We start from the raw sequence: 25,880 nt of genomic DNA, 5'->3' as shown, positions 1-25,880 counted from the left end.
TTTAGCAAATATAAGAGAGGAAATACTATGGAATATTACGGAATCATGCCGCAACGAAAACTGTGGGTAAAAGTGGCAGTTATCCTCTTTGGAGCTTACTCTGTTTATAATGCAGCTGTAAATCATAGCTGGTTTTACCTGCCATTTGGAATGATTATGATTCTTGCTGCTTTTTCTGACAGAAGACATGTAATCTCACAAGAAGGAGTGAACATTCTGTACGCTGTCTGTGGAGTCCAGTTTCATAATATGTGGGACTGGAGCGAAATAAACACCATTCATACAGATTCAATCAAATCCAGACCAAATGTACAGCTGCATATTGGTAAGAATGTAGTATCCAGGAGGTTTATTTTATCAGAGGATGATGCTGGCAAAGCAATCGAGATTGCGGGCAGAATGAATCCAAAGATTTATGTTGCAGAAATGAACCACGAATAATAAAGAATCAAATTCTACAGGGGAAAAATATGACTTGGCCACCCTTGGGAGTAAAATGAAGGGGTGAAAAAAGTATTGCCAGATCAGATAAAAAGTCATTTGTATATAAGCTATTTAATATGCAGGAAAAATTTGATGATTACTGCAACGACAGTGGCAGAGGTGTAAACAGCAAGCAATATATGGAATGCTTAAAATCGTGCTAAAGGTAGCTCTATAGCTGCTTCGTATTATAGTACTTGACTGCTCATATCAAATAATAGTATTTTAAGTAAAACAAAAGACCACAAAGCAATATTTATACGGTTTGTGGTCTATATTTTTGTATGACTTATTTGTTTATATAAAAGAGGAACGCAGGAAGTAGATATGCTGATAAAATATCGTAAAATCCATGTGCGATCATAAGTGGAAGAATGCTTTTATTTTTGGATTTGTAAAAGTAAATGCATAAAAAAAGCGTATTTAAAGTAATATTAAAAAATTCTCCGAAGACAAAACGTACAGGAGGCCAATGGAAAGCATAAAAGAGCAAGCAGTTAATTGCTATGATAACGATTTTTTTGTTGCATAGTTCATGGGTTTTTTGTAGTATAACCCCTCTGAATATTAATTCTTCTGTGAATCCTACACACAAAAAGCAATAGATAGACATAATAATTATATTGCCCCAATTAGGTTCTTTTGCGAAAATAGAGTAATCCACTTTCATTAATAGAAGAGGGATCTGCTGTGATACAAACATGCAGAATCCTAACAATAGACCGTTCGGAATATCTGGAAAAGAGGGAGCATGGAATCCGATATAAGATACTGGCTTCTTTTCTACTTTTGCTACGTACAAAATAATAGTCACAGAAGAAAGAAGATAAGCTAGAGCTCCAACCCAGAGTCCATCTATGTTTAAAATTCCTGCTATCCTGCTAAAAAAAGTGTTAAATACAGCCATAAGAAAAAAGCTGAAAGCGATTTCGATAATCAATCTTAATTTTTTTGATATTGTTAAGTTCATTTTTTAACTCCATATTCTGTATGATTCGTTTTTTTATGTTAAAAGTGACCACTGCCGTTTTTATATAGCAACAAACATATTGAAAATATTACCATTAAATAACATGCTTTTCAAGCGGAATCATGATAAAAGGGGAAATTATGTGCAAGACAGAAAAAAGCTATTTTTTACTTGAAAAAGATTGCTGAGGCTTGTATATTGGAAACAACATTAAAATCGATAGTAAGAAGTTCTTAAGCAGGAAAGGAAGGCTCAAAATGTGCAATAACGTGAAGATTGATGGAAACCCTAAAATGGAAGAAAGTTTAAAGGCATACCAGGAAGAGAATGTTGCAGAAGGAAGACGTCTAATGAAGGAATTTTTGAAAGACGTGGAAGAGAGCGGACAAGATCATTGCAATTGCAAAGAGCCTTGTATCATTCACGGAAAATGTAAGGAATGCGTATTGCAGCATCGAGGGGCAAAGGATCATTTACCTTACTGTTTTAGAGAAATGGTAAATGACCGAATTGAGAAACTTTCTGCAATTACAGAACACTCCTTAAAGGAGAGACTATAAGAATATGCATCTCACACCGTATTGTGTGTGTTACAGTAAAATTTTTTTTTAGAGCCAATAAAGTATAGAATAAAATGCAAAGCTCCTCCGATTTTCCAATTTTACAAAGGTACTTAGGGGAGCTTTTTCGCGTCTTTTTCTGTTTTCTAAAATTTCGTTATTTTCCAGGTTTATTTTTGTCTTTGTAGAAGTCTTCAATTGCCTGGGCGAAAAAATCAGCGGTTCCTTCGCCATATTTTTGGTCGAGTGTTTGCTTTAAACGAATCTGTCTGTAATTAGATGCAACCGACAGCATAATACCGGCTTCTTGCTTCGCCTGAGTAAATTGCTTCATGACAAAACTGTATTCTCCAATCAGCTGCTTCGTTTCAAAAGCATCTAGAGGAAATTTTCTCAGACCGCTCAGCTTTTTTTCAATCGCTTCTATCCGTTTGCCAAAAACAGCACCGACTTCTTTGCTTGGGGGGTTTTTCATCGCATTTAAGGCGCTGCCTTTATCCCCATACCATTCAATGAGCTTTTGATAATTTTTCTGCATATCTTCTCTTGAACAGCGCTCGACATAATGTTTGCTCCATTGTTCGATGCTTCCAAATTCTTTTATGATGCTTTGCTGCATTTGCTCTGGCATACGCTCAAGTGTCGTCTGGCAAAGCTCTGCAATTTCTACCCTGCTAAATACTTCAAAATCCATTCTATTCTCTCCTTTCAGGATCTCGTCAATACTGGAAATTAAGCGTCCTATGCGTGCTTTTTTAGCAATTAACATGTTCCGCTGCATTTGCAGCATTTGGTTTTTATCAAGGTCAGGATTTTCCATAATGGATTTGATTTTCTTCAAAGAAATATCGAATTCTCGAAAAAATAATATTTGCTGCAGTGCTTCCAATGCAGGATCATCATAGAGGCGATATCCCGCTTCGCTTTTTTCAGTAGGCTTTAACAGCCCGATTTCATCATAATAATGAAGCGTACGCACGCTGATTCCTGTTATTTTTGATACTTCTTTGACAGTTCGCATTTTTATGGCCTCCTTCGTCCTGATAAGATTACTTTAGCCTATGACGCACCGTAAGGGTCAAGTCTTTTTTAGGCAGATCTAATCTCTATAGTGGAGTAAACTACATGACATTGCAAGAATTAAAATGTTTTTTCTCTCTTGACAGATGAAGCTGTTTGGAATATTATGAATGTAACGGTGTTATATAACACTGTTATGATTTGCTTGAAGGTATAAAAAACAAGGCTTTTATGAATATGCTTAAGCCAAAAAACATTTTTTATGCATGTGAGGAAATACATTATTATGGATGAGGTTCCAGAGGGGCCTCAAAAATTTTTCGAAATGAGTTAGATAAATCTAACAGAGAATATAAAATTTGAAAAGAAAGGATAATTGAGTTATGCATTTTAAAAATAATTTCAACGATAGAATAGTGCACATTTTATTTTGTTAAAGATTTATTAGAAAAGGTTATAGCAAGAAATTCATTGACATGAGTAAAAAGAAGAAAATTAAGGAGGAGAATACAGTATGTCAAAAGAGAAAAAAACATTTATTTTAAAACGATTCACACCATATATGGGTAACAAAAAAATACTTCTACCCATATCATTGATTTTGTCTGGTATTTCTGCAGTGATGAATATCATACCTTTTGTGCTTGTATGGTACATAGCTCGAGAACTTTTAGGAGCTTCGCAGCAAGTACAGGTTTCCAATATCAGTTTTTATGCATGGATTGCCTTTGCAAGTGCGGCAGGAGGAATTATTATTTATTTTTTAGCACTTTTGAGTTCACATTTGGCAGCGTTCCGTGTTGAAGTAGGAATGCAGAAGGTCGGAATGGAGAAAATTATCTCAATGCCTCTTGGCTTTTTCGATAAGCATTCGAGCGGAAAAATGCGAAAAATAGTGAATGATGGAGCTGGAACGACACATACATTTTTAGCGCATCAGCTTCCCGATATGGCAGGCAGCGTCGTGTCTCCGATTATTTTAATTATTTTAATTTTTACTGTAGATTGGAAGATGGGTCTGGCATCTTTGGTCCCGATTATACTAGGTTTCATAACAATGAGTTTTATGATGAGTGCTGAGGGGAAAAAATTTCAGAAACTGTATTTTGATTCTTTGGAGGAAATGAGTTCTGAGTCAGTGGAATATATTCGAGGGATACCAGTTGTAAAAACGTTTGGTCAGACTATTTTTTCCTTTAAGCGATTTTATGACAGCATTATTAAATATAAAGAAATGGTTCATGCATATACGTTGCTTTGGAGAAGACCAATGTCCTTTTACAGCGTTATCATGCAGTCTGCTGCATTTTTCTTAATTCCGATGGCGATTTTTTTGATCGGAAACGGAGATGCCATACCGCTTGTACTTGCCGATTTTATTTTTTATCTTCTAATATCCCCGATATTTACCATGCTTTTAATGAAGTCCATGTATTTTCAACAGAATACATTGATTGCAGAACAAGCAATTGATCGGCTCGATAATCTTTTGGATTACGCAGATATGCAACAGGTAAAGAGCGCGAACCATATGAAAGATAACAGCGTGGAATTTAAGGATGTCGTATTTTCTTATGAAGGAAGCGACCAGCGTGTCATAGATAAAATAAGCTTTAAATTAAATGAAGGAGAGACAATTGCACTTGTAGGAGCTTCGGGAGGCGGAAAAACAACCATTGCCAGATTGACCGCTCGTTTTTGGGATGTAGAGGAAGGTGAAATCTTAATTGGGGGTGTCAATGTGAAAGAAATCCCTAAAAAAGAACTGATGGACAAAATTTCTTTTGTGTTCCAAACAACAAAGTTATTTAAGGAATCTTTGAAAGAAAATATTATATTTGGTAAAGAAAGCGTCACAGAAGAGGAGATAAATAAAGCAATTGATTATTCTCAATCAAGACAAATTATAGAAGAACTTCCGAATGGACTAGACACAATAATTGGATCAAAGGGCACGTATCTTTCCGGAGGCGAACAGCAAAGAATTGCACTGGCAAGAGCGTTTGTCAAAAATGCGCCGATTGTACTTTTAGATGAAGCAACTGCGTTTGCAGACCCGGAGAATGAACATTTGATTCAGAAGGCATTGAAAGAGCTCAGTCGCGGTAAGACGACGCTTATGATTGCACATCGTCTGACCAGTGTACAGAATGTTGATCGGATTATGGTAATTGAAAATGGAAAAATAGCAGAGTCTGGTACGCATAAAGAGCTGTTGAACAAAGGTGGAATTTATAAAACAATGTGGGATGAATATCAAAAGTCTGTTGCATGGAAATTAGTCACAAAAAATACTGAAATCAAAGGAGGCCGAAATGCTTAAATATTTTCAAAATAAATATGCCATGTCTGAAAAGGGAGCAAGAGATCTGTATCATTCTATTATTTGGACAATTGTAATGGATATAAGCTTCATGGCTCCTGTGGTGTTGAGCTTTAAATTTTTAGATGAATATATGAACTTGTCGTTTGGCGCATTCAATCAATCTCAAAGTACCATCTTTTACTATGTTGTCATCGCATTGGTATTGTTTGCCATTATGTTCGTGATTGCATATTTTCAATATGATTCCGCTTATAGCAAGATTTATGAAGAAAGTGCGAAAAGGAGAATCAGTCTTGCTGAAACCTTGAGAAAACTGCCATTATCTTACTTTGGAAAAAAAGATATCGCTGACTTAAGCTCAACCATTATGGATGATGCAACACAGATAGAGACACTTTTTTCTCATGCGGTGCCTCAAATTTATGCAGCGGTCATTACCGTTTTTATTATGGGAAGCATGATGTTTCTTTATAATTGGAGATTATCTCTTGCTGTATTTTGGGTTGTACCGGTTGCTGCTCTTATTTTTTACCTCTCAAGAAAGACACAAAAAAATATGCATACAGAACTTTACCACGTTAAGAGGGATATTTCAGATAAAATACAAGAAGGGCTCGATTCTGTACATGAAATAAAATCTTATAACAGGGAAACGTCTTTTTCAAATGCCTTAAACGTAATGCTTGACCATTATGAACAGGGTTTGATTAAGGGAGAGCTTTTGATAGGTGCACTGATTAATCTGTCCTATATCTTCCTAAAGCTCGGGCTTCCAAGTGTAATATTGGCTGGAGCTTATCTCTTATCGACAGGTACCGTAAATATCTTTAGTTACCTTGTTTTTCTTGTGGTAACGGCTCGTATTTATAATCCAATTATGGATGCAATGAATAATTTTGCATTGCTCATTTACTTAAGGGTTCGTATCAATCGGATGAAAGAGATGGATGGAATGCCAAGACAGGAAGGGAAAACGGAATTTTGTCCTAAAAACTATGACATACAGTTTGAGAATGTAGATTTTTCTTACCAAGGTAACGTACAGACTTTGAAAAATGTGAATTTTACTGCAAAACAAGGAAATGTAACTGCACTTGTAGGCCCTTCCGGTGGAGGAAAGAGCACCATTGCGAAGCTGTCAGCACGATTTTGGGATATTGAAAAAGGGAAGATCACTTTAGGGGGAGAAGATATTTCTCAAATAGACCCTGAAACATTGCTTAACTATTATTCCATTGTTTTTCAGGATGTTACACTATTTAATTCCAGCATTATGGAAAACATACGACTTGGAAGAAAAGATGCGACGGATGAGGAAGTGATACAGGCAGCGCGGCTTGCGCAGTGTGAAGAATTTGTTCAAAAGCTTCCACAGCGGTATGAGACCTTAATTGGAGAGAACGGGGAACGGTTATCTGGAGGAGAACGACAGCGTATATCCATTGCCAGAGCGATATTAAAGGATGCGCCAATCATTCTGCTTGATGAAGCAACGGCGTCACTTGATGTGGAAAATGAAAGCAAAATACAAAGCGCATTGAGTGAGCTTGTAAAGAATAAAACCGTTTTAATTATAGCTCACCGCATGAGAACCGTCTCAGGAGCAGACAAAATTGTAGTTGTAAAAAACGGCAGCATTGCAGAAATGGGAGAACCGTTTGAGTTAAAACAAAAAGGAGGGATATTCTCATCGCTTTTGGAGAAACAAGCGCAGAGACAGTAGCTTTGAAAGATCAATAAAAACAAAAAAGAAAGAACAAGCAGAAAATAACTGCAAGACTTCAAGCTGAACTCTTGCAGTTTTTTCTTGTCTATTTTTTTGAACATAGGTAAATATCACATGAAAAGTAAGAAAAAACATCAAAAAACAAAAATATACCAAAAAACATGTTATGATTAAGAATATAAAAAAAGGAAGGCTGTTTTTATAAGTGCATTATAGGGATTATGACAAGGAGGGATGCAATGAAAAAGCGAATACTATGTTATATCGGATGGGATGTTATCTTTTTTTTAATTTTATTCATAAGTGTGATGCTTGAAAAGAAGTATAGAGCATATTTCGTAAGGTATCAGCTAAATATAACTTTATATGCATGGTTATATGTACTTTGCATTGTAATTATGGGAGCAGCGCTTTCTCTGTTTTTATATTGGAGCAGAAGAACACACTTTAGACTGAAAGATGCGATTTGTGAGTTTATTTTCGTCGGTATTCCGTCTTTTGTTGTAGCGACAGCGATTGCTTTGCCTGCCAGCTTAGCAGCGATCATAAATAAAAATACGCTATATTATTCACCTTTCTTTTTTCAACTATTGACAAGCAAATATTCCATAATGATGGGGAGTTTACTTTTTGGAATAGAGTTGGTGGTATTGATTATTAGGATAATCGAATTCCGCACAATACCAAATCAAGAAAGCCTCAAAGAAATACAAACTGACAGATAATGAAGAATTTCTCAACTCAATTATTTTTTGTTTGTATATTTTCTGTAATAATTCTATAATAAATGGGATGAGATTGATATAAATTAGGGGGAACATCATGAAAAAAACGGATGATATGGAATCAAAGATTAATTTGAAGGGAATTAAGTGGAGTTGGTTTTTTGTTATGATCGCTCTCTTCTTATGGGGGATGTATGATTACATTAAGACGCAAAGAACCCCACTTCCGTCTCTCTTATTTATATTACAGTTTCTGGTTTATTTTTTTGTTACCAGTATTGAAAAATGGAGAGTAAAAAAAGAGAAAAACAAAAAGTGATATTATTTAATGCAAAAGGCAAACTGAAATAACCAGTTTGCCTTTTATCATTTATGGTTGTGTTTAAAATAAAGTAGGTTGCATATTTAAACAAACATAATTTTTTTATAAATAAACAGAAAATAAATAAAAAAAAAACATTCTTCGAATATACTAAACCTAATTATTTTCATTATTAAAACGATAAGAAAGGAATTTATTATGAAAGATGGAAAGCATCTAGAAAGTCTTACAACGGAAAATACCGAATTTAAACGTGAAATTGGTGTTTTTGGTGGGGTAAGTATTATCGGTGGAATCATGATTGGTTCGGGAATTTTCTATTTAGGTTCCTATGTATTAGAACGAACGGGAATGAACGGCGGATTAGCATTACTTTGCTGGATTATCGGAGGCGTTATCAGTTTATTCGGCGGTCTATGTTATGCGGAGCTTGGAACCGCAATGCCAAAAGCAGGCGGCAGAGTTGTTTATCTTGACGAGGCATTTCATCCTGTAGTTGGTTTTATGGCTGGATTTACAGATTGGCTAATCGGTGGACCGGGGTCAATCGCAGCGATCGCAATTGCTATGATGACAGTGTCTAAGTCATTTTTCAGTATCAGCGACACTGGCGTAAAAGCGGCGGCGATTGTGATTATTATTTGCCTGACCGCTTACAATCTCATTGGTGTAAAGCTGGCATCATTGGTTCAGAATATTTCTATGGTCGCAAAATTAATCCCAATTGCGATTGTTATGCTGGCAGCTTTGATCGTTGGAAAAGTAACGCCTGATTTAACCTTGGGTACAGCGGTGACTTATGCAGCGCAAAATAACACGAGCGTGTTCAGCATGATTGCAATTGCGGTAGTCGCATCTCTTTGGGCTTATGAAGGCTGGACAAACTTAAATACAGTAGCGGAAGAGCTAAAGAATCCGAAGAGAAATTTACCACTTGCCTTGATTATTGGAATCGGAGGCATTACTATACTTTATACTTTGTTTAACTTTGCTATTATGAAAGTGCTTCCTCATGATCAAATCGTTTCCATGATTAACGGCGGAGATCTGTATCTTGGAACTGCGGTTGCAAAGCAAGTATTGGGAAATACAGGTGCAGTCATTGTATCTTTAGGAATGATTATAGCAATGTTTGGTGCAGTAAACGGAATGATTATGGCACAGCCTCGTATGTATTATGCAATGGCAGTAGAGGGACATTTTTTTAAGTCATTCGCGAAACTTGATCCGAAACATAAAGTACCAACAGTACCTATTATTGTTCAAGGGGTGTTAGCTGTTGTTTTGGTCTGCCTGAGAAATTTAGATCAACTGACCAATATGGTAGTGGTAACAGCGATGATTTTCAATGTATTAGTTATACTTGCAGTTCCTATTTTAAGAAGGAAGTATCCGAAGATTGAACGCCCATACAAAGTATGGTTCTATCCGGTATCTGTATTTCTTACCGCTCTGATTTTTGCAGGCTTAGTCATCAACTCTGCAATGGAAGATATTGTAACAGGAGCAACCGGATTAGTGGTACCGGCACTTGGTGCAGTTGTATATTTCATCTTTGATAAAAAAGTAAAGAAAGAAAGTAAATAAAATGAAACAGATTTTATATAATGGAAAGATATATCTAGAACGTGAAAAATTTGCTGAGTCCGTTTTAATAAAGGATGGCATCATTGCAAAAGTTGGAATGAATGAGGAAATAAAAAAATTTGCGGATACCGAAACAGAGTTATTTGATTGTAAAGGGAATACGGTAATTCCGGGATTCAACGATTCCCACATGCATTTTACAGAGTGGGGAGAAACAATGTATCAGGTTCGAATCAATGATTGCAAGACGATTGATGAAATAATTTCCAGATGCAGGATCTTTGTCAAAGAGCATCCGGAAAGAGTGAAAAATGGAATTCATGCAATTGGATGGAATCAAGACTTATTTATCAATGGTGCCAGAATGCCAGATCGATTTGATCTTGATCAGGTTTCAACGGAAATTCCCATTGTCTTGGAACGGGTTTGCGGACATATCGTATCTTCGAATACCAAGATCATTCAAATGCTTGGCTTGGATAAAGATTCGCCTCAATTTCCGAGTGGAAGCTTTCTGACTGACGAAGAGGGATATCCCAATGGCATTTATACAGGCAACGCCTGTAATATTGTAAAAGATCTGATTCCTGATTTTTCAATAGAAGAGAGACGCAGTATGGTGCTGGAATCAATGAAAGCCGCTGTGGCAAGAGGAATTACGAGCGTGCAGAGCAACGATGTCGGAACGACTTTTATGGATGGGCCTGCTGCTTTTAAGCTGTTTCATGACATATATGAAAAGGGAGAAGGACTTCTGCGATATCGGCATCAAGTGTGTTTTAATGACCTGGAGGATTTTAAAAGATATTTATCTGAAGGAGAATTTGCAAATGGGGATTACCCTGAAGATTCTTGGCTGACACTGGGACCTTTAAAGCTTTTTAAGGATGGAAGCCTGGGAGCAAGAACAGCCTTAATGCGAAATGGCTATGCAGATGAGCCTTCCAATCATGGTTTAGAATGGACTTCAAATGAAGAGATGGAAGAATATTGCGCATTAGCAAAAAATGCAAACTTACAGGTTATAACACATGTAATTGGTGATGCAGCAATTGAGCAGACCATTCATTGCTATGAAAAGGCGTTTGTTGATGGAAAAAATAAACTGCGACACGCTTTGGTTCATTGCCAAATTACCGATCAAGCCCTTTTGAAGAAGATCGCGCAAGAGGACATTCTTGTGATGGCACAGCCGATATTTTTGGATTATGATATGCACGTTGTGGAAGATCGATGTGGAAAAGAGCTGGCATCTACTTCGTATGCATTTCATTCTCTTGAAAAAATGGGCGCAAGAGTTTCATATGGGACGGATTGCCCTGTAGAAGACTGCAATCCATTTCCTAACATTTATGAGGCAGTAACAAGAAAAGATAGGACTGGTTTTCCTGCGGGCGGATTTTATGCCGATGAATGTGTTGATGTTTACACAGCAATCGATGCATACACGAAGGAAAGTGCATATGCTGAATTTATGGAAGCAAAAAAAGGGAGGATTCAGGAAGGGCAATATGGTGATTTGGTCATCCTCGATAAAGATATATTTACAGTTGACTCTACAGAAATTAAGGATATCAAACCTCTGTTGACAATGGTTGGAGGAAAAATTGTCTTCCAAAGTAAGTTTTAATGAATTGGCTCATGTTTTTAAATATTATAAAAACATGAGCCATTATTATGATAAAATAAATATGATTTATGTAATAAAATCAAGAGATTTTATTACGGTTGTTTTATCGCTGTGAAACAAGCCAAGAGCCGTTTGTATATATTAGAATCAGATCGTGGCGAATTGAAGGGGAAAGACTATGAATGCAGATATTATAATAATAAATGGAAAATGTCTGACAATGAGGGGAGAGGAAACGGCCGAGTACGTCGTAATTAGGGATAAATATATTTTAGAGGTTGGAGACGGAAACGGGTGGGAAAAATACAGAGATTCTGCGATCCTATTGGATGCAGAAGGAAATACCGTACTTCCTGGCTTTATTGATAGCAATATGCATGTGACGAAAACAGCAACCAATGCCGCTGGACTTAATTTGTCAAAAATGAAAAATTTCGAAGAAATCGGAAATTTGATTCAAGAGGTGGCTAAAGAGCATCCGGGTGAACCAATATGGGGTTATTCCTTGCAATGTGAAATTCTTGATGAAAAACGATATCCAGACAGGTATATTCTCGACAAGTATTGTAACAATGCGCCTGTATCTCTTTATTCCACAGATTATCAAGTTTCAGTTTTGAATACCTATGGCATGCTTCATTACAAAATCCCCTTTTCACAAGAAGGCGTGGAGATGAATGAAAAGGATGTTCCGACGGGTGTGTTTAGAAGACAATCCAATGCGATACTATATGATAATATCGTTAGAACGATCCCAGATGAACGCAGAGATGCCGCAATGGAAAAAATAATGAATCGTTTATTGGCGAATGGGATTACAACCATTGTTGCTACGGAAGGCGAGAATATGTGTGGTTCGTTAAAAGAAGATGCGGAAGGTGATTATATATATAAATACGGTTCAAAGTATCCGATTGATCTGGAATTATTTTATCAGACATTAGATATTGAAAAAGTAAAGCGTATGGGCTTATCCAGAATCGGCGGAGAATTGTATATCGACGGAACGATTGGAGCGAAAACGGCTGCGCTGACATTTAACTACCGAGATGATGATACAAATGGAATTATTTGCATTTCTCAAGAAGTTCTCAATAAATTTGTTTTGGGTTGTTATAAAAACCAGTTGCAATGTGCCTTGTTTGCAATCGGTGACAGAGCGATAGAGGCAGCCATTATCGCACATGAAAATGCAGCGAAAGAATATGGTGTCAGCAACTTGCGTCATGTGATTGAGCATGCAGAACTTATAACAAAAGAACAGATGAAACGAGTTGCAAGGCTTGGCATTCTTTTGTCGATGCAACCTGCATATGAAGCGTATTGGGGCGAAGCGGGCGGTATGTATGAAGATCGGCTTGGTGAAAAATACAAAGAGACCAACCAATTTAGAGAAATTATAGACAGTGGAATTGTAATATGTGGAGGCTCAGATGGAGATGTCACGGAACCAAATCCTCTTTTAGGAATACACTATGCGGTCAATCATCCAATTAAACACCATTCGGTTTCTATTATTGAGGCATTAAAAATGTTTACGATTCATGGGGCTTATGGAATCTTTCAGGAAAGTGAAAAAGGAACGTTAGAAAAGGATAAACTGGCAGATGTAGTGATTTTAGACGGAGACATCTGTAATATGGATAAAAGAAAAATAAAAGATATGAAAATAATCGCGACTATAAAAGCAGGAGAATTATTGCACGACCGGTTATAGAAAAGGAATTGTTGATATGCTGAAGCTCTTTTTCTTAGGCAAAGTAAAAATTGAAAAAAGTGGAGAAAATATTTTTATAAAATTAGGCAATAAGACAGCAATGTTAATTGCTCTACTTATGATACAAAAAAATGGCTCTATGAGCAGAGAGAAATTATTTAGCTATTTATGGCCGGACAGTAATGAAGAGGCCGCGAAAGGAAATTTAAGATACAATCTATGGAAAATAAATAAGATAGTTGGGAAGGACAAGCATAACAACGCGTTGATCGAATCGAATAAGGAATTTTATACGGTTAATGGAAACTATGATTTCTTTTGTGATATATTCGAAATAGCATCCGTGAAAAATAATAAGATTTCATCGATAGAAGAACTTGAAATGCTTCTTAATCTGCTGTCTGGTGAATTTATGGAAGGCTGTTATTTTGGTAATTGCGATGAAATCAATGAAACAATCATTGCTCAGCGAAGATTATTAGAGAATAAAAAAATCATGATTATGAGAAGTTTGGTAGATGCTTATGAAAAAGAACTGCAAATTGATAAAGCATTGTCGCTTTTGCAAGAATTAATCATTCTGGAACCTTACGATGAATTCTTAGCTTCCTGCATGATAAAGCTTTATTCAAGAAAAGGGCAGCGAGGTGCAGCGATTGATTTCTACCATTCCTTTACCAGCAGGTTAGCTTGTAATTTAGGAATCGAACCTTCAAATGATTTAATTAATGTATATAATAAAATCAAAAATTCTTATGAAAACAGTAAAGAATTTGTACTAAATGAAAGTGAGAATAAAGACGGAAGTCAACTAGAATATACGATTCATACTTACTGTGCAAAGATTGATTGTTATCTGATTGCAGATCTGATCGGAAAGCTGCTGGATTTCAATCATGTTAATTTAAAGAACTATGTAGCAGATAATTGTATTAGAGATCTGGCTTTTATACAGCCTCGCCTGGGTGAAACAAATCAGATTATCCCAATCGCAAGAGTTGTTGAGAGTTTTCTTTTACTCATCTCTTCTTTTTGTAAAAGAAATAGATTAATCATATATATTGAAAACCGAGAAAAGATGGATCGTATCTCTATAGAAGTGTTAGAATGCTTAGCTCATATGCATCTAAGTAATTTAAGTATTCACTATATTTCTTGATGCATCAATTTATCTATTTAATAATTTGTAAAATAAAAGGAACTGGATATCCAGTTCCTTTTATTTTTGTTGATTACTTTTGGAAACTTCCACAATCTGTACATTCCACAGAGTTTGCAGTTGAAGAGCTTTTTACTACATTGATCTTATCCAATGTGCAGTAATTGTCATCTTGGCAGTGGAATTTACATTCAGATACAGAACATCCGATACTTGAATTATGATTCATAATTTTTTTCTCCTTTCATCTTATAAACTTTTTGCTACAATATTATTTTGTACGTTTTCTAATAAAGAATACGATTAAAATTTTAAAATATAAAAGCAGAAATTTATAAAAATGGTTAAACTAATAAAACGAATTTAAAGTATAAAATGAAAGGTAAAAGAGATTTATGATTAATTTAAATAGAGCAATCTATGTACTTTTACATTTGTTCTTATTATTTGCATTTATTTTTGCATTTATGATATATACGTCTTTAGATATGAATTTTCCATGGTATGATTCTTATGGAATACAATTTTTAAATTTATTTACTATTTGTATCCCAATTCTTTTCATAGCAGGTATTTCATTAATCCTTTTGAATACGAAATATCCAATTTTAAAAGGAAATTTATTTCTTCCTTTTTATTCCGCTGTAGGGATTTTATTTCCGATATTAGTAGATGACAGTTTAAGTAAGGCTACTTTAATGACAGGTGTCCTTTGCTCTTTTATCTCAATATTGCTAACTGTAGTTTTTTCGGTAAATCAACTCACAAAAAAGAACATCATAAAAAAAATGTCAAAAATACAGATTTTTACCGTAATTTTTTTAATATGTTATATCATATGGGAATTGAATGTGAGCAATTGGTCAGTCAGTGTGTTAGGACCTAGAATTCGAGTCGATTTAATTTTCATCTATCCGGTTTTGGCTGTATTGATTGGTACTTCAATTTATCAATGGATAAAAGCAAAAATAAATAAAAAATAAAGGAAATTAGGTCTTGTTTTGAAATGCAAAAAAAGGGTAAACTATAATCAGTTTAAAAATAACAAAAGAAGAAAGGATTGGTGAACCTATGGCAGTTTATGTTTGTGGAGTATGCGGCTGGGAATATGATGAAGCAGCTGGTTACGAGGAAGGCGGTATTGCACCTGGTACGAAGTGGGAGGATCTTCCGGATGATTTTGAATGTCCGCTGTGCGGAGTAGGAAAAGATCAATTTGAAGCAAAATAAAAAAGCAACATCGAATCTGTAATAATGAGCGACCCCCAAAAGTTAGACAATTGGGGGTCGTCGTTTTTATAGAATGAAAATAGGAATTTTTGGTTTTGTCATTTCCAGTTTTTTAATATTCATAATCGGTTCGATGAATAGGGATATCATTATTGACTTCTTTACTGAGAAGCAGCTGATGTAAATCGATAACACCATTATTAAAAGAAGCAGCACAGGCACAAAGATATAATTCCCACATGCGTGTAAAAGAATCCGTATATTTTGCCATGACCTGCGGTTTTACCTTTTCAAAGTTTCGATACCAGCAAAGAAGTGTTTTCACATAGTGGCGGCGCAGGCTTTCCACATCAATGGTATAAAAATTATAATCACCGCATAATGTTAAAATTTCACGCAGACTGGGAATAACGCCACCAGGAAAAATATATTTTTTTATCCATGGATCACCCGGATTTTCCTTTAAAGCACTGATATATTGGAGTAAAAATATGCCCTTTGCTTTTAAGACTGCATTTACATTTTCAAAGAATAAATCATAATTATCCCGCCCTACATGTTCAAGCATACCGATACTCACGACTCGGTCAAATTGGTAGCGGGAACGTTTGAGTTTTCGATAATCCATACAGCGCACTTCAAGTTGATCTTCCAAATTTTCTTTTTTAATTTTTTCTTTAAACGATTTGTATTGTTCTTCACTCAAAGTAATACCAAGCCCTTGGATTCCATATTTTTTTGCTGCTTCAATGAGAAGATAGCCCCAGCCACAACCAATATCTAACAACGTCATCCCTTTTTTTAACTGAAGCTTTTTAAGTATTTTTTGTACCTTATTGACTTGCGCTTCATAAAGGGTATCCTTTTCGGTTTTGAAATATCCACAAGAATAATTCAGCGTTTCATCAAGCCAAAGCTGATAGAAGTCATTGCCAATGTCGTAATGGGAGCAAACTTCTTTTTTTTGATTCTTTTCTTTTGTAGATGTATGCAAAATAGTATCCAATGCCTTGGAGTTGACCGAAAATTTGTCAATTTGGCTAAGTACGATATTTAAAGCAGTAAATAAATCACCTTCCACCTCAATATCACGCCGCATGTATGCTTCGCCCAGTGCTAATGAAGTGCTGTGGATCAGTTCTTTTTTGGGGATTGGTTTATGGATAATGGTCGAAAAAACAGGATCTCCTTTCCCGACGGTAAAAACATCTTCCCCCATAAATTGAACGCGGAAAGGAACTTGATCCAATTGATTAAGCAGCCTTTTAAGAGCAATTTTTTCAAATATCATAAGAGTTGTCCTCCTGAAATATACTAACGATACTAAAGTTTAGGATGGACGAAAAACCTTGCAATTATTCAAAATTCTATGACTTGAATAAAGTGATTTTATAGTGTAAGATAACACTGAAAGTGAGGGGATTTCATGAATCGAAAGGAATTTGTCGAGAAACTGAATGAACGTGTGAAGCTAATAAGAACCGAATATGCTTTTAACCAAGAGCAGATGGCATATATACTAGGAATCTCTAAGAAGACATTGGTTGAAATTGAGAAGGGGCGTTCCTCTTTGGGCTGGACAGGCGCTGTCGCAGTATGTACCCTTTTTTCAGAGAGTGAAATCCTTTCCGGTATCTTTGGCGGAGCACCTACGGATATGATTATTGCACTCGCATTTGAAGAGAATGAGCCTCGTTATCCGAAAACAATGGGAGGAAAAGTATGGTGGAGAATATTAGAGGAATATGATGGATATAAGCTCCAGCAGAATATTGTTTCGCAGCATTATCGCATCTTAAATCAGGAAAATAAAAGAATGCGAGCTTCCTTTCATTATGAGCAGATTCAAAAGCAGTTTGATGAATTGCGACGGGATCAATAGAAAATATAAAATTGACATAAAAGTGTCTTATAGTGTAATATTACACCATAAGACACTTTTTTAATTGATTAAAATACAGAGAAGGCATAAGACGGTTACTCTGTGAAACAAAGAAAGAAAAGGGTGAGAAAATGAAGAAAAGAGGGATATTAATTATACACGGTTTTATTGGAAGTCCGGATGAAGTAAGCATCCTTTCAAATTATTTACAAGAAAAAGGTTATCTTGTAAGTGTTCCACGACTGCTTGGGCATGGCTCAGACAAAGATTTGTTATATAAAGTTAAGGCAGCGGACTGGATTAAAGAAGTAGAAAAAGCTTATCTTGAACTTGCGGACACTTGTGATTCCATTTTTGTAATTGGGTTTTCCATGGGAGGATTGCTGGCGGCGCACCTTCATGATTACGGAATTTCAGGATTGGTAACAGTCAATACACCTGTGTATTACTGGAATGTAAAGCAGATGATTTATAATTTATTTTCTGATTACCGTAACTATTCATCAAAATATCTGAATTCGGGAAAAGGAAAACCATTAAATGCCATGATACAATTTCAAAAGCTTTTGAGTCTTACCAAGCCTATTTTCAGCCGACTAAATTGTTATTCTTTAGTATTACAAACTGCGGATGACGATACGGTGCTGCCGATAAGCTCTGATTACATTTTTTCTAAAATAAAAGGGAAAAAACGCTTGGTCAAAATCGCAGAAGGAGGGCATCAAATTTTTCAAAGTGATTCTGCACAAGAAGCTTGCATGATTATAGAAAGATATTTTGATGATTTTATTTCATGATTCGAATCATTTTTTTTTATTAAAATTAAAATAAGAAATGATATTTTTCAATAGAGGAGAGTGAGCGTGCTTAATTTTTAGGAGATAAATGTATTAAGCTCTAAAGTGGTAAAAAAAAGGAGATTTTGACCGACAAAAGCTCCTTTTTCTATTCAATAAATAATGCTTTTATTTATTCAGACTTTAATTCAGAAAGCCACATTTCACAATCGGCATCACTCGGCATTCTCCAGTCACCCCGAGGGGATAAGCTGACAGAGCCGACCTTTGGCCCATCAGGTACGCAGCTTCGTTTAAACTGCTGTGTGAAAAAGCGGCGATAAAATACAGTCAGCCATTTTTTGATAAAGGTTTCATCATATTCATCAGAAAAAGCTGTTTTTGCAATGTATAAAAGTTTCTTCGGCTGCATGCCAAAACGTATGGTATAAAACATAAAGAAGTCGTGGAGCACATACGGCCCTACAGTGTCCTCTGTTTTTTGTGCGATTTCTCCCTTTTCATCCGGCGGTAAAAGCTCGGGTGAAATCGGGGTATCCATGATTGCCTGCAACGTTTCTTTTAGTAAGCTATTGTTGCTGCTAAAAGCTTTGTCTTCTTTTGCACCGCTGAGTTTGTTATTCATAACCCATTGAATGACAAAGCGGACCAGAGTTTTCGGAACACTGGCATTTACACCGTACATAGACATATGATCGCCGTTATAGGTGCTCCAGCCCAGTGCAACTTCTGACAGATCACCGGTACCAATTACAAGACCGTTTGATTGATTTGATACATCCATCAGTACTTGTGTACGTTCTCTGGCCTGCGCATTTTCATAGGTAACATCATGGACGTTTTCATCGTGTCCAATGTCTTTAAAATGCTGCAAAACGGAATCTTTAATGGAAATTTCACGCACTTGGGTTTCCAGCAGCCTCATAATTGTCAACGCATTTCGATAGGTTTTTCCTGTCGTTCCAAAGCCGGGCATGGTGACGGCAATAATATCTTTTGTGTTTTTTCCGAGGAGTTTGAAGGTCTGCACCGCAACAAGAAGTGCAAGCGTCGAATCCAATCCGCCAGAGATTCCGATGACTGCTGTTTTTGCACGGGTATGCTGTATGCGCTTTGCAAGTCCGGCCGCTTGAATATTAAAAATATCACGGCATCTTTGGTCAAAGCTTTTTGGATCAGCAGGGACAAATGGATTCTTTGCATATTGCCGCATCAAAGTGTCTTTTTGGGAATCTAAGACGCGAAGAGGCTGCAATGCGACTGTTTGAATCTGATCTCGACTGCCATAAGCAGTATTGCACAGCTCAAAGGTTTGTCCATAGGTTCGCTCAAAACGAAGGTGTTCATAGTCAATTTCTCCGTAGAGTATGGCACTTTCCCGTTCGAATAAAGGACGTTCTGCAAGGAGTGTCCCGTTTTCTGCAATCACGCTGTCACCGCTGAAAACAACATCAGTCGTTGACTCATGGACGCCGCAGGAGGTATAGACATAGCCGCAGACATTTTTTGCACTGTTTTGCAGTATCAAGCTATGACGATAGTCTGCTTTCCCTACCGTCTCATTGCTTGCAGAGGGGTTAAATAAAATATGTGCACCATTGAGTGCCAAATGTGTACCGGGAGAAATTGGAACCCAAAGATCTTCACATACTTCGATGCCTAAATTCAGGTCATGCTGCTCGTCACGAAACAGCAGGTTCCCAAATGGAACATCCTCGCCAAACAGAGTAACCGAATTGCGAGATTTGGAAAGCGCAAATCCTGAGGCAAACCAGCGTGTTTCATAAAATTCTCTGGAATTCGGTAAAAACATTTTTGGTACAATACCGGCAAGTTTTCCACCCTGTATCAATGCGGCACAATTGTAATAATTATTCTCAACTTTGAGATAGAAGCCCACGATAAGAGCAGCATTCATATTAGACGTAGCATCTACGATAGTTTTTAAGCTGTTTAAATTTTGTTCATATAAGAAGGTTTGATAAAATAAATCAGCACAGGTATAGCCTGTGATACATAGCTCAGGGAATAAGATAACACCTGCACCTCTTGCATCCGCTACGCGAGCACACTTTAAGATTTCTTGCGTGTTATAGGCTGTGTTTGAAACCTTTAGCTTTGGAGAGACCGCGGCGGTACGGATTAAGCCCAATTGATTCATAAGAAGTCCTCTCTTTTTCTGTGATAAATTTATTATATACCAAAATACAAGAACTAAAAACAGCATTTACGTTATTTTTAAGATTAACAAGGCTAAATCCTTATTATACCATTTTATGAAACGTCTCCTTTTCATAAAGAAGATTGAATTTCATGAATCCCTTTTCTCTTATCTTGCGGGTAAGGGTTTAAGTAGTATATAATAAAATATAGAAAAAAGCTGAAAGAAGTTGAAAGAAATAGAAAAGAGAATTCGTAAAGAGTGAAATTCTTACGAACTTCAGATGAAATAGATGGAGGATTAACATGAAAGAACGTTATGTTGTAGAATTACGTGCGGAAGAAGAATTGCAGGATTTTTTTCTGGTAAAGTCTGTAGGAATTAAAATTGGATCAAATAAAAAGCAATATCTTGATTTGCTGCTTGCAGATAACACCGGAGAAATCACAGCAAAAAAATGGGACGTAGCGGATACGGAACTGCCATCTTTGAATGAAATTAAAGAAGGAGATATCATTAAAGTCAAGGCGAATGTTACAGAATGGAACGGAATGAAACAACTGCGTGTTCTTCGTGTGCGCAAAGCTGTTACACAAGATCAGGTTGACTTGGTACAATTTATTAAAGCTGCCCCGGAAAAAGCAGAGGATATGCTGCAATACATCTTAGATGCAGTTGAGAAAATGAAAGACTTGGATTTAAAAAGATTATGTGAACGGGTGCTTGCGGATAATCACGAAAAACTACTGTATTATCCGGCAGCGGCGAAGAATCATCATGCCGAGCTTTCCGGACTTCTTTACCATATGAAACGCATGCTGGATATGGGAGAAAGAGCTTGCCTTGTATATACCAATCTAAAGCGGGACTGGGTGATAGCAGGAGTTATCTTACATGATATGGAGAAGATAAACGAAATTGAAGCAAATGAACTTGGAGTGGCATCCGGTTATTCGTTTGAAGGGCAGATGCTCGGACACCTTGTTCAGGGAGTGAAGACCATTGATCGATTAGCAAGAGAGCTTGGGATGGAACGAGAAAAGGCAATTCTATTAGAACATATGATTTTAACGCACCATTATGAACCGGAATTCGGAAGTCCAAAGAAACCTTTGTTTCCAGAAGCAGAAATATTACATTATTTGGATATGTTGGATGCTCGGATGTATGACATGCAGGAAGCACTGAATGGTGTAGAACCGGGTGGATTTTCCGACCGTGTATGGACTTTGGATAATCGAAAGCTGTATAAACCGTTAGAGGAAGAAGGAGAAGCAAATCATGATTAAAATGCCGAAGGAAATAAACCGAATTCTACAAAGCTTGGATCAAAAGGGGCATGAGATTTATTTGACTGGTGCCTGTGTTCGTGAAGGATTATTGGGGAAAGAAAGTAATTCCTGGGATTTCATCGGAAATGCGCCCATTGAATCCATACAGCAAGTTGTACCCGAATTGGTAATTGTGAGCGAAGAATACGGATATGCAGAGCTTTCAGAGGGGGAATTACTGATAGAATTTTCTGTGACGGAGCGTATTCCGGAAGCTTTAAAGGAAACCGTTTTTACGATTGAGAGCATTGCAGACAATCCGAATCGTAAGCTTCTGGATTTGTATGATGGAAGGACGGATGTTACGAAGCGGCTGGTTCGAACGATTGGAGATGCGAAGCTGCACTTTGATAAGAATCCATTGCTGATATTAAAAGGAATTGCATTGGCAGCGGAGACGGACTTCGATGTTGAAATGGATACCTTTGAAGCAATGAGAGAAAAGGTATCAAAATTGCAAGAGAGCAAAATGGAAGATGTTCGGGACGCTTTTGCTGAAATTATCACAGCGCGCTATGCAGCAAAAGGTCTTCGAATGGCTATGGCAATCGGAAGTATGCCATATGTGTTGGGGGAGAATTGCTTTCCTCCAAAAAGCAAAAATGAAGCAGCAGATTTTCAAATTTTAATGGAGAATTTTGATCGATGCCGATCTGAATTAGAGTACCGTTATGCACTTATCTTTTTATGTTTTGAAAAGAAGAGAGCGATCGAGGCAATCCAACGACTGAACTTTGAACCGGAAATGGAAGAAAAAATGATATTGGCACAAAATTTAGTTCCCGAGCTTTATTTTATTGTACAGCCATTTCCGTTTAAAAAGTTTTTAGGTAAATATGGTTTTGAAATATATGAATATGCCGAAAATGTGACAAAACAGCAGAGAAAGGTCTATGATCATGCTGAAAACCGTATTTTGAGCAGATATTATATGCTTCAAGATTTTGAAAAGGTAAACATGCCGATCTATGTGGACGATTTAGCGTTAACGCCAAAAGATTTGACACAAATTGGAATTGAAGAGGAAGAAGAGGCCAAAGAAATGTTGAAAATGCTCTTGGATATGGTTCATGCGTATCCAAGAAGAAATGAAAAAAAAATCCTTTTAAAAAAAGCAAAGGAGTTTAAAAAAAATCCAGTCAAGCGCATGCTTCGAGGCGTACAGTGGATGAAATAAAAGAAATAGGCGGTAAAAATGGAAGAAAAGCAGGGAAGTATAGCAGAAGTTATTTATTATAATAAAGAAAACTGCTATACCATTGCAGTGATAGAAAATGAAGAAGAGCAATTCACGGCAGTCGGTTATCTGCCCGTGGCGGAAAAAGGACGAACCTTTACTTTTCAGGGAATGTGGAAAAATCATCCGGTTTATGGAGAGCAATTTGCATTCTCTGTTTTTCGTGAACAAATGCCGCAAAGTATACAGGGAATTGAAGGTTTTTTGGCATCCGGCGTCATGAAGGGGATCGGAAAGAAAACCGCGGCGGCAATTGTAAAGCAATTTGGGACAGATACGTTTCGCATTATTGAAGAGGAACCGGAGCGTTTATGTGAAGCGGAGGGGATTGGTCAGGTTAAAGCAGCTTCTGTTTGTGAAGCCTTCCATGCACATCGGGAATTTGCACAAATTACTTTGTTTTTCCAGCAATACGGGATCTCCGCCAATTATGCAATGAAGCTGTATAAGGTTTACGGGGCGGATACTATTAAAGCGATAGAAGAAAATCCTTACAGCTTAGTAAACGATGTCTATGGGATTGGATTTCGCAAGGCAGATCAGATTGCAGAAAAAATGGGAATGGACAAGCGAGATGAAAACCGCATCCATAGTGGCATTTTATATGCCTTATGGTCATTTGTAAATGAAGGACATACCTTTGCTCCGCAAAAGCTTTTCTGCGAGCAGACGGGGCAGCTCTTAGATGTTAGTGCGGAAGAAATTTATGAAGCAGCCGTGGAGATGTCGATGGAGGGTGAAATTCATTTAGAAAATCTGGATGGCAGAAATGTACTGTTTCTTTCTGCATATTGGAATGCAGAGCAGGCGGTTTGTAAAAAATTGATGCTTTTGAATCAAGCAATCTTAAAACACATTAATATTGATGTGGAGCAATTTATTCGGGGACAGGAGCTAAAAAGCGGAATGATACTCTCGGAGAATCAGAAATATGCTGTGACCTCTTGCTTAAAAAACGGAGTTTCAGTGATTACCGGCGGACCGGGAACCGGAAAAACTACGATTATTCATACCATAATGGGAATCTTTGAGCAGTGTGGCTTTCAGACTGCGATCGCAGCACCGACTGGGCGGGCAGCAAAGCGTATTACAGAAACTTCCGGCTATCCGGCTTCTACGATTCATCGACTTTTGGAATACTATTACTCTGAAGGAGAAGATTCCATGCGCTTTGGAAAGAATGAAGAAGACCCTTTGGCATACGATGCAATTATTGTGGACGAGGCTTCAATGATTGATATTATATTGATGAATGGTCTGCTTGCTGCGATACCGGAAGGGACTCGCTTGATTGTAGTTGGAGACGCAGATCAATTACCTTCTGTAGGTGCGGGCAATGTGCTAAGAGATATTATTGAAAGCGAAATCATCTATTCTGTGAAGCTCACCGAGATTTTTCGTCAAGCAAAGGAAAGCATGATTGTAGTGAATGCACATCGAATCAACAAAGGAGATTACCCTGATTGCAATGGCAAGGATAAGGATTTTTTCCTGCTACGTAAAAACGGAGAAAAAGATACGGTTAATACTTTACTGGATTTGTGTGTAAGGCGTCTGCCCAATTATTATAAAGATTGCACGGCTGTACGTGATATTCAAGTATTGACACCAGTGAGAAAGGGTATTTTAGGTAGCAGCCAGATGAATAAAGAATTACAGGCAGCGTTAAATCCGGAAAATCCGCTCAAGGCAGAGAAAAAATTTGGAGACCGTTTGTTTCGGGAAGGCGATAAGGTAATGCAGATCCGAAATAATTACCAGCTTGCCTGGAAACATTTGCACGACCTTTCAGAAGGAGAGGGCGTTTTTAATGGGGAAGTTGGATTTATACAGAGCATTGATAATGAAAATGGGGAAATACACATTCTATTTGAGGAAAATAAGCATGTAACTTATGAGTTTTCACAAATGGATGAATTGGAGCTTGCATATGCTATAACTGTGCATAAGAGCCAGGGAAGTGAATTTCCGATTGTTGTAATGCCTGTGAGCTGGTTTCCGCCGATGCTTGCGACAAGAAACCTCTTATACACGGCTGTGACACGTGCAAGGCAGTCTGTGGTATTAGTTGGCTCAGAAAATAAGCTGCATGCGATGGTAGATAACAATCGTATCATAGAACGCTATTCTGGGCTGGGATTACGCCTGCGTGCTTTTTTACAGCCGAGCAGTTAAGGAGTATAAGACGAAATGCAATTCGCTAAAAAATTAAGTGAATGGGTGAAAATGGCATTGGAAGCTGTCTTCCCTTCTAATATTTATTGCATTTGCTGCAATGATTTTATTGATAGTAAGCAGCTTTATGCTTTGTGCTCCTCCTGTATGCATAAGTTACATTGGATTGTGGAATCAACTTGTCCAAAATGTGGAAAAAGTGTAGAAGAAGAAGGACTGTGCTTGGATTGCAGTGCTTCTCATCGATGGTTTGAAAAAGGAATTTCCTGTGTACAGTACGGAAGATTAGAAAAAGAAGTGATTCACCGTTTTAAGTACCGTGATGCTGCTTATATCGGTTGCAAACTGGCACAACTTATGGCAGAACGCTTCGAGATAGAAAACCTTTCGGTTGATGCGATTGTTGCAGTTCCTATGTATTTAAAAAAGGAAAGAAGGAGAGGCTACAATCAGGCAGCGGTGCTCGCAAAAGAATTATCAAGGGAAATGGGCATAGAATATATAAACGGGCTGCTGATCCGTACGCGTGATACGGTCCCCATGAGTGAACTTTCTGCCGACGAAAGAATTAAAAATGTAAAAAATGCATTTACGGTGAATCAAAATTATTATAATATAGTAGAGTATAAAAAAATATTATTAGTGGATGATGTTTTTACTACCGGAAATACGGTAAATGAATGCAGCCGTGTGTTAAAGGAATGTGGAGCGGACAGCATTTATGTTTTAACCTTTGCTTCTGGTGTAGGCAAATAAGAATCGAATGAGGAGACCGGTTTGGTCTGTGGTTGAAAGTCCATGCTAGTTACGGGCAAAGGGACCCACGTAAGCTGGACCGCAAG

23 protein-coding genes are annotated in these 25,880 nt (G+C 37.2%); 18 read left to right on the top strand and 5 right to left on the bottom strand.

Translation table 11 applies throughout. From position 1 onward, the window contains the following. Nucleotides 1-27: 27 nt before the first annotated feature. Nucleotides 28-441, top strand: a complete 414-nt coding sequence (locus U5921_RS04465) for a hypothetical protein (RefSeq protein ID WP_324825267.1) — start codon at nucleotides 28-30, stop codon at nucleotides 439-441. A 331-nt stretch (nucleotides 442-772) separates the two neighbouring features. Here the strand turns inward: U5921_RS04465 and U5921_RS16195 are convergent, their stop codons facing one another. Beyond that, nucleotides 773-1,096, bottom strand: coding sequence for a CPBP family intramembrane glutamic endopeptidase (locus U5921_RS16195; RefSeq protein WP_417765052.1), 324 nt, complete (start codon nucleotides 1,094-1,096; stop codon nucleotides 773-775). 614 nt (nucleotides 1,097-1,710) lie between these two features. On the opposite strand from U5921_RS16195, the gene U5921_RS04460 reads away from it, so the two are divergent. After that, on the top strand, nucleotides 1,711-2,013 hold the full coding sequence (locus U5921_RS04460) for an LPS biosynthesis protein (protein WP_324825266.1): 303 nt from the start codon (nucleotides 1,711-1,713) through the stop codon (nucleotides 2,011-2,013). A gap of 157 nt (nucleotides 2,014-2,170) precedes the next feature. On the opposite strand, the gene U5921_RS04455 is transcribed toward U5921_RS04460, so the two are convergent. After that, nucleotides 2,171-3,034, bottom strand: coding sequence for a MerR family transcriptional regulator (locus U5921_RS04455; RefSeq protein WP_324825265.1), 864 nt, complete (start codon nucleotides 3,032-3,034; stop codon nucleotides 2,171-2,173). A gap of 513 nt (nucleotides 3,035-3,547) precedes the next feature. Between U5921_RS04455 and U5921_RS04450 the strand changes: the two genes are divergently transcribed. The 8 genes from U5921_RS04450 (at nucleotide 3,548) to U5921_RS04415 (ending at nucleotide 14,225) form a co-directional block, all read left to right on the top strand. Beyond that, the gene (locus U5921_RS04450; RefSeq protein ID WP_324825264.1) at nucleotides 3,548-5,356 is read left to right on the top strand and encodes an ABC transporter ATP-binding protein; all 1,809 of its coding nucleotides are present in this window, start codon (nucleotides 3,548-3,550) and stop codon (nucleotides 5,354-5,356) included. Then, the gene (locus tag U5921_RS04445) at nucleotides 5,349-7,082 is read left to right on the top strand and encodes an ABC transporter ATP-binding protein (RefSeq protein ID WP_324825263.1); all 1,734 of its coding nucleotides are present in this window, start codon (nucleotides 5,349-5,351) and stop codon (nucleotides 7,080-7,082) included. Before U5921_RS04450 ends, U5921_RS04445 begins: the two co-directional genes overlap by 8 nt. A gap of 242 nt (nucleotides 7,083-7,324) precedes the next feature. Next, the gene (locus U5921_RS04440; RefSeq protein WP_324825262.1) at nucleotides 7,325-7,810 is read left to right on the top strand and encodes a hypothetical protein; all 486 of its coding nucleotides are present in this window, start codon (nucleotides 7,325-7,327) and stop codon (nucleotides 7,808-7,810) included. 97 nt (nucleotides 7,811-7,907) lie between these two features. After that, nucleotides 7,908-8,129: a hypothetical protein gene (locus U5921_RS04435; RefSeq protein ID WP_324825261.1), complete on the top strand. Its 222-nt coding sequence runs from the start codon at nucleotides 7,908-7,910 to the stop codon at nucleotides 8,127-8,129. 201 nt (nucleotides 8,130-8,330) lie between these two features. Next, complete coding sequence (locus U5921_RS04430; protein WP_324825260.1) at nucleotides 8,331-9,719, top strand: APC family permease; 1,389 nt, start codon at nucleotides 8,331-8,333, stop codon at nucleotides 9,717-9,719. A 1-nt stretch (nucleotide 9,720) separates the two neighbouring features. Beyond that, on the top strand, nucleotides 9,721-11,349 hold the full coding sequence (locus U5921_RS04425) for an amidohydrolase (RefSeq protein ID WP_324825259.1): 1,629 nt from the start codon (nucleotides 9,721-9,723) through the stop codon (nucleotides 11,347-11,349). A gap of 178 nt (nucleotides 11,350-11,527) precedes the next feature. Next, a complete protein-coding gene (locus tag U5921_RS04420) occupies nucleotides 11,528-13,066 on the top strand; it encodes an amidohydrolase (protein WP_324825258.1) in 1,539 nt (512 codons plus the stop codon). A gap of 16 nt (nucleotides 13,067-13,082) precedes the next feature. Continuing rightward, complete coding sequence (locus tag U5921_RS04415) at nucleotides 13,083-14,225, top strand: AfsR/SARP family transcriptional regulator (RefSeq protein ID WP_324825257.1); 1,143 nt, start codon at nucleotides 13,083-13,085, stop codon at nucleotides 14,223-14,225. 73 nt (nucleotides 14,226-14,298) lie between these two features. On the opposite strand, the gene U5921_RS04410 is transcribed toward U5921_RS04415, so the two are convergent. Next, complete coding sequence (locus tag U5921_RS04410; protein ID WP_324825256.1) at nucleotides 14,299-14,454, bottom strand: DUF1540 domain-containing protein; 156 nt, start codon at nucleotides 14,452-14,454, stop codon at nucleotides 14,299-14,301. Between the two features lie 166 nt (nucleotides 14,455-14,620). Here U5921_RS04410 and U5921_RS04405 point away from each other — a divergent pair, with 166 nt between their 5' ends. Further along, the gene (locus tag U5921_RS04405) at nucleotides 14,621-15,208 is read left to right on the top strand and encodes a hypothetical protein (protein WP_324825255.1); all 588 of its coding nucleotides are present in this window, start codon (nucleotides 14,621-14,623) and stop codon (nucleotides 15,206-15,208) included. Nucleotides 15,209-15,296: 88 nt separating this feature from the next. Continuing rightward, nucleotides 15,297-15,455: a rubredoxin gene (locus U5921_RS04400; protein ID WP_324825254.1), complete on the top strand. Its 159-nt coding sequence runs from the start codon at nucleotides 15,297-15,299 to the stop codon at nucleotides 15,453-15,455. Nucleotides 15,456-15,567: 112 nt separating this feature from the next. Here the strand turns inward: U5921_RS04400 and U5921_RS04395 are convergent, their stop codons facing one another. After that, a complete protein-coding gene (locus U5921_RS04395) occupies nucleotides 15,568-16,746 on the bottom strand; it encodes a cyclopropane-fatty-acyl-phospholipid synthase family protein (protein WP_324825253.1) in 1,179 nt (392 codons plus the stop codon). Nucleotides 16,747-16,881: 135 nt separating this feature from the next. Between U5921_RS04395 and U5921_RS04390 the strand changes: the two genes are divergently transcribed. Beyond that, nucleotides 16,882-17,337, top strand: a complete 456-nt coding sequence (locus U5921_RS04390; protein WP_324825252.1) for a transcriptional regulator — start codon at nucleotides 16,882-16,884, stop codon at nucleotides 17,335-17,337. Nucleotides 17,338-17,468: 131 nt separating this feature from the next. Beyond that, complete coding sequence (locus U5921_RS04385) at nucleotides 17,469-18,134, top strand: alpha/beta hydrolase (RefSeq protein WP_324825251.1); 666 nt, start codon at nucleotides 17,469-17,471, stop codon at nucleotides 18,132-18,134. 172 nt (nucleotides 18,135-18,306) lie between these two features. Here the strand turns inward: U5921_RS04385 and U5921_RS04380 are convergent, their stop codons facing one another. Beyond that, the gene (locus U5921_RS04380; protein WP_324825250.1) at nucleotides 18,307-20,295 is read right to left on the bottom strand and encodes an NAD(+) synthase; all 1,989 of its coding nucleotides are present in this window, start codon (nucleotides 20,293-20,295) and stop codon (nucleotides 18,307-18,309) included. A 305-nt stretch (nucleotides 20,296-20,600) separates the two neighbouring features. Here U5921_RS04380 and U5921_RS04375 point away from each other — a divergent pair, with 305 nt between their 5' ends. From U5921_RS04375 to U5921_RS04360, 4 genes are read left to right on the top strand one after another with little or no spacing between them, the layout of a single operon-like run. Further along, nucleotides 20,601-21,584 (top strand): 3'-5' exoribonuclease YhaM family protein, encoded by a 984-nt coding sequence (locus U5921_RS04375; protein WP_324825249.1) that lies wholly within the window; start codon nucleotides 20,601-20,603, stop codon nucleotides 21,582-21,584. After that, a complete protein-coding gene (locus U5921_RS04370; RefSeq protein WP_324825248.1) occupies nucleotides 21,577-22,803 on the top strand; it encodes a hypothetical protein in 1,227 nt (408 codons plus the stop codon). The genes U5921_RS04375 and U5921_RS04370 overlap by 8 nt, the downstream gene beginning before the upstream one ends. A gap of 18 nt (nucleotides 22,804-22,821) precedes the next feature. After that, a complete protein-coding gene (locus U5921_RS04365; protein ID WP_324825247.1) occupies nucleotides 22,822-25,038 on the top strand; it encodes an ATP-dependent RecD-like DNA helicase in 2,217 nt (738 codons plus the stop codon). A gap of 15 nt (nucleotides 25,039-25,053) precedes the next feature. Further along, nucleotides 25,054-25,794 carry a ComF family protein gene (locus U5921_RS04360; RefSeq protein WP_324825246.1) on the top strand — a complete coding sequence of 247 codons (741 nt, stop codon included), beginning with the start codon at nucleotides 25,054-25,056 and terminating at the stop codon, nucleotides 25,792-25,794. Nucleotides 25,795-25,880: the final 86 nt, after the last annotated feature.

Source organism: Sinanaerobacter sp. ZZT-01, assembly GCF_035621135.1.
Lineage (GTDB): Bacteria > Bacillota > Clostridia > Peptostreptococcales > Anaerovoracaceae > IOR16.
The sequence above is the reverse complement of the archived record's forward strand: the minus strand, read 5'-3'. Positions and strand labels throughout refer to the sequence as shown.

Excerpts from the sequence above, each read along its gene's own strand:
- U5921_RS04415 (WP_324825257.1), top strand. The coding sequence starts at position 13,083 with ATGCTGAAGCTCTTTTTCTTAGGCAAAGTAAAAATTGAAAAAAGTGGA.
- U5921_RS04430 (WP_324825260.1), top strand. The coding sequence starts at position 8,331 with ATGAAAGATGGAAAGCATCTAGAAAGTCTTACAACGGAAAATACCGAA.
- U5921_RS04400 (WP_324825254.1), top strand. The coding sequence starts at position 15,297 with ATGGCAGTTTATGTTTGTGGAGTATGCGGCTGGGAATATGATGAAGCA.
- U5921_RS04465 (WP_324825267.1), top strand. The coding sequence starts at position 28 with ATGGAATATTACGGAATCATGCCGCAACGAAAACTGTGGGTAAAAGTG.
- U5921_RS04385 (WP_324825251.1), top strand. The coding sequence starts at position 17,469 with ATGAAGAAAAGAGGGATATTAATTATACACGGTTTTATTGGAAGTCCG.
- U5921_RS04380 (WP_324825250.1), bottom strand. The coding sequence starts at position 20,295 with ATGAATCAATTGGGCTTAATCCGTACCGCCGCGGTCTCTCCAAAGCTA.
- U5921_RS04450 (WP_324825264.1), top strand. The coding sequence starts at position 3,548 with ATGTCAAAAGAGAAAAAAACATTTATTTTAAAACGATTCACACCATAT.
- U5921_RS04425 (WP_324825259.1), top strand. The coding sequence starts at position 9,721 with ATGAAACAGATTTTATATAATGGAAAGATATATCTAGAACGTGAAAAA.
- U5921_RS04390 (WP_324825252.1), top strand. The coding sequence starts at position 16,882 with ATGAATCGAAAGGAATTTGTCGAGAAACTGAATGAACGTGTGAAGCTA.
- U5921_RS04460 (WP_324825266.1), top strand. The coding sequence starts at position 1,711 with ATGTGCAATAACGTGAAGATTGATGGAAACCCTAAAATGGAAGAAAGT.
- U5921_RS04435 (WP_324825261.1), top strand. The coding sequence starts at position 7,908 with ATGAAAAAAACGGATGATATGGAATCAAAGATTAATTTGAAGGGAATT.
- U5921_RS04405 (WP_324825255.1), top strand. The coding sequence starts at position 14,621 with ATGATTAATTTAAATAGAGCAATCTATGTACTTTTACATTTGTTCTTA.
- U5921_RS16195 (WP_417765052.1), bottom strand. The coding sequence starts at position 1,096 with ATGTCTATCTATTGCTTTTTGTGTGTAGGATTCACAGAAGAATTAATA.
- U5921_RS04445 (WP_324825263.1), top strand. The coding sequence starts at position 5,349 with ATGCTTAAATATTTTCAAAATAAATATGCCATGTCTGAAAAGGGAGCA.
- U5921_RS04395 (WP_324825253.1), bottom strand. The coding sequence starts at position 16,746 with ATGATATTTGAAAAAATTGCTCTTAAAAGGCTGCTTAATCAATTGGAT.
- U5921_RS04410 (WP_324825256.1), bottom strand. The coding sequence starts at position 14,454 with ATGAATCATAATTCAAGTATCGGATGTTCTGTATCTGAATGTAAATTC.
- U5921_RS04365 (WP_324825247.1), top strand. The coding sequence starts at position 22,822 with ATGGAAGAAAAGCAGGGAAGTATAGCAGAAGTTATTTATTATAATAAA.
- U5921_RS04440 (WP_324825262.1), top strand. The coding sequence starts at position 7,325 with ATGAAAAAGCGAATACTATGTTATATCGGATGGGATGTTATCTTTTTT.
- U5921_RS04375 (WP_324825249.1), top strand. The coding sequence starts at position 20,601 with ATGAAAGAACGTTATGTTGTAGAATTACGTGCGGAAGAAGAATTGCAG.
- U5921_RS04370 (WP_324825248.1), top strand. The coding sequence starts at position 21,577 with ATGATTAAAATGCCGAAGGAAATAAACCGAATTCTACAAAGCTTGGAT.
- U5921_RS04455 (WP_324825265.1), bottom strand. The coding sequence starts at position 3,034 with ATGCGAACTGTCAAAGAAGTATCAAAAATAACAGGAATCAGCGTGCGT.
- U5921_RS04360 (WP_324825246.1), top strand. The coding sequence starts at position 25,054 with ATGCAATTCGCTAAAAAATTAAGTGAATGGGTGAAAATGGCATTGGAA.
- U5921_RS04420 (WP_324825258.1), top strand. The coding sequence starts at position 11,528 with ATGAATGCAGATATTATAATAATAAATGGAAAATGTCTGACAATGAGG.